The organism is uncultured Chitinophaga sp., from assembly GCF_937874145.1.
GTDB lineage: Bacteria > Bacteroidota > Bacteroidia > Chitinophagales > Chitinophagaceae > Chitinophaga.
This window is the reverse complement of the sequence record NZ_CALNBI010000442.1, coordinates 1-2,920: the sequence shown is the minus strand read 5'-3', so window position 1 is coordinate 2,920 and position 2,920 is coordinate 1. Positions and strand designations below refer to the sequence as shown.

The 2,920-nt window shown below is 54.6% G+C and carries 4 protein-coding genes; 3 read left to right on the top strand and 1 reads right to left on the bottom strand.

What is annotated here, in order from left to right:
* The coding region (locus tag Q0510_RS21260; RefSeq protein ID WP_298716109.1) for a PepSY domain-containing protein at positions 1 to 822 on the top strand (822 nt) is incomplete at its 5' end.
* Between the two features lie 132 nt (positions 823 to 954).
* On the opposite strand, the gene Q0510_RS21255 is transcribed toward Q0510_RS21260, so the two are convergent.
* The gene (locus Q0510_RS21255) at positions 955 to 1,668 is read right to left on the bottom strand and encodes a 3-ketoacyl-ACP reductase (RefSeq protein ID WP_298716107.1); all 714 of its coding nucleotides are present in this window, start codon (positions 1,666 to 1,668) and stop codon (positions 955 to 957) included.
* 179 nt (positions 1,669 to 1,847) lie between these two features.
* Between Q0510_RS21255 and Q0510_RS21250 the strand changes: the two genes are divergently transcribed.
* Both Q0510_RS21250 and Q0510_RS21245 read left to right on the top strand, forming a co-directional pair.
* Positions 1,848 to 2,396 (top strand): RNA polymerase sigma-70 factor, encoded by a 549-nt coding sequence (locus Q0510_RS21250; RefSeq protein ID WP_298716105.1) that lies wholly within the window; start codon positions 1,848 to 1,850, stop codon positions 2,394 to 2,396.
* 115 nt (positions 2,397 to 2,511) lie between these two features.
* A partial coding sequence (locus tag Q0510_RS21245; protein ID WP_298716104.1) for a hypothetical protein occupies positions 2,512 to 2,920 on the top strand: 409 nt, incomplete at its 3' end.

Below are 2,920 nucleotides of genomic sequence, written 5' to 3'. Positions count from 1 at the left end.
TGGGTACTGAACGGGCACCGCTTCCTCTGGATGCCCGTCGAAATCGGCCGGCCTGTCGTCAATTACAGCATCCTCATTTTCCTCGTTACGCTGATCACGGGGATGGTCATGTGGTGGCCGAAGAAGTGGAACAAATCCACCCGCCAGCAAAGCTTCAAAATCAAATGGAACGGCACCGTCAAGCGCATCAACTACGACCTGCATAACGTACTGGGCTTTTACACCCTGCTGATCCTCTTCGCCATCGGGGCAACAGGCATCGTGTACGGGATTCAATGGTGGAGCAAAGGACTGTACTGGGTTACCTCCGGCGGTAAATCCCTGCCGGAATACGTGGAGAAGAAATCGGACTCCCTGCAGGCCGGCAAACATTATACGCCCGAACAGGCCGCCGATATCGCGTTTCAGACCGTGCTGCGGAAACATCCCCAGGCCAATGGCTTCTACATGTCTTTCCCCGACACTTCCAAACCCAAATCCAGCATCCTGGTGATCGCGTACCCCGATAAAGGCCAATACTACAACACCCACCGCTATACCTTCGACCAGCATACCCTCCAGGAACTGAAAACGCCGCAAACGATCTACGACGGCGATTTCGCGGAGGCGGAATTCGGGACGAAGCTCCGGAAGATGAACTACGATATCCACGTAGGCAGCATCCTCGGCCTGCCGGGTAAAGTGCTGGCGTTCTTTGCCAGCCTTATCGGCGCCACGCTGCCGGTCACCGGGTTCATCATCTGGTGGGGTAAAAAGAAGAAAAAGAAGAGCCCGGCAAAAAAACAGGTCGCCATACCGAAACGGCAGACCGAGGCCGTGTAAATCATACCGCAATCATCAAACAAAGGGAATGCATCATTACGACCGCATTCCCTTTTTGCGCCAATTGTTGCCCGGAGAATGGATCGGGACCAATGAAAAGGACCCGACTGAAGCGGCGGGATCCCGTTAGTTTTAAGGATTTGTCGAGAAGATGGAGCCGTTGGCGATGAGCGCCCTGCGGTTCATCTTCAGCATATCGGTCACCCATTGCGCGAAATCTTCGGGCTGCAGCACTTTCTCGGGGTTGCCGTCGGTCAGCGTGCCGAGGGTGAGGTCGGTAGCGATGGTGCTGGGCGTCAGCGTCATTACCCGGATGTTACTTTTGCGCCATTCCGCCATCATGGATTGCGACAGGGAAATAACCGCCGCTTTGGAAGCCGCGTAGGCCGACATGCCGGCGCCGCCTTTCAACCCGGCCGTAGAGGCTACATTGACGATATCCCCTTCATTTTTGGCTTTCATGTACGGGTACACGGCCTGGGCGGCATAATACACGCCGAACAGGTTGATATCGATTACCTTTTTCCAGGCTTCGGACGACATTTCCTCCAGCGTCCCGAAATCGCCGATACCGGCGTTGTTGATAAGGATATCCACGCCGCCCAGCGATTCCGCCAGCTTTTGGATACCCGCGGTGGCAGCTGTTTCGTCGGCCACATCAAAAACCGCATAAAACGCCTTTACGCCCAGTTTCTCGATTTCGGCTACGGTGCCTTTCATTGTGTCTTCGTTACGGCCGGTAATGGCCACGGAAACCCCTTCCGCAGCGAGCGAAAGTGCCACTGCCTTGCCTAATCCCCTTCCGCCACCGGTAACGATGGCTTTTTTGCCTTTGAGATCTATCATGTGTTATCGTTTTATTGTATGTTTGATTATGCAAAGTTAGTACATGGCAGCGGTAGAAAAAGTGACGGAATCCGCATTTACCTGGCTAATCGCTGACGATTTAATAGAAACGTAACACCTTATCCCTCCATCTCATCAACCCTAACTGATACATTTGCCCTCACAAACGGCAATCATCAGTGGAAACAAAAAGCACAGGACCTTCCCGCCCAGGTACCCCGCTTCAACAAGCGGGCGCCCTTTCCTTCGATGAGATCTATGCCCGATACTGGAAGCCGCTGCTGATAACCGCCACCCGCATCCTGAAAGACGAACAAGCCGCGGAAGACGTTGTGCAGGACACGTTCGTCAAACTATGGGAACACCGGGACATGCCGCAGACCAATATCAAAGGCTGGCTCTTCACCACGTCCTATCACCTTGTTTTAAAGAAACTGAAACAATTGCAGTCCGTCGAGCGCATCGTGGTAGCCAGGTTTGCCGAGCCCCTGGCAGGAGAAGCAGACGCGTCTATCAAAACCTATCAGCTGCAGCGGGTGGTGGAAAACTGTATTGATAGCCTCCCCGAACAGTGCCGCCGTGTATATACCATGAGCCGGCACGATAAATACTCCGTGAAACACATTGCCGCGGTGCTCGGCATCTCTCCCAAAACCGTGGAATACCACATCACCACCGCCCTCCGCCGCATTCGCCGGCACATCAGCAGCGCGATGTTCTTCGTGTAATCAGGCGTCATTTTCTACACATTTCAAAAAATATTCTTCCACTGGCCCAGGGATACCCCCCGTTCCCGGATTGTATATATATAGCGGGTAAACGTTTCCCGCTGAAAACGAAAAGATGGACAACGGGAAATTCCAGCAACTATTACAAAAATACGCGGAAGGCCGTGCACTCAGCCCGGAAGAAGAAGCGCTGCTGCGGCAAGGATACGACCAGCTGCTGAACGATGCACTGCATTCCGCAACAGCGGATCCGGGTGAGGAAGAGGGGCGCACCCTGCGCCAGCGGATAGACGACGCGATCGCCAGCCGGCAAACGAAGCGCTTCCGGCTGCGGGACGCCAGCCGCATTGCCGCGGTCTTGCTGATAGGAGTGACGCTCCTGGGCGGCGCTTACTGGTTCTGGCCGGGTAAAACACGCAATGCCACCCACGCGGAGATCGTCGCCGGAAGCAATAAAGCCAGCCTAACCCTGGAGGATGGTTCCGTAATTGCCCTTGAAGATGCGCAAAACGGCACCATTGCCA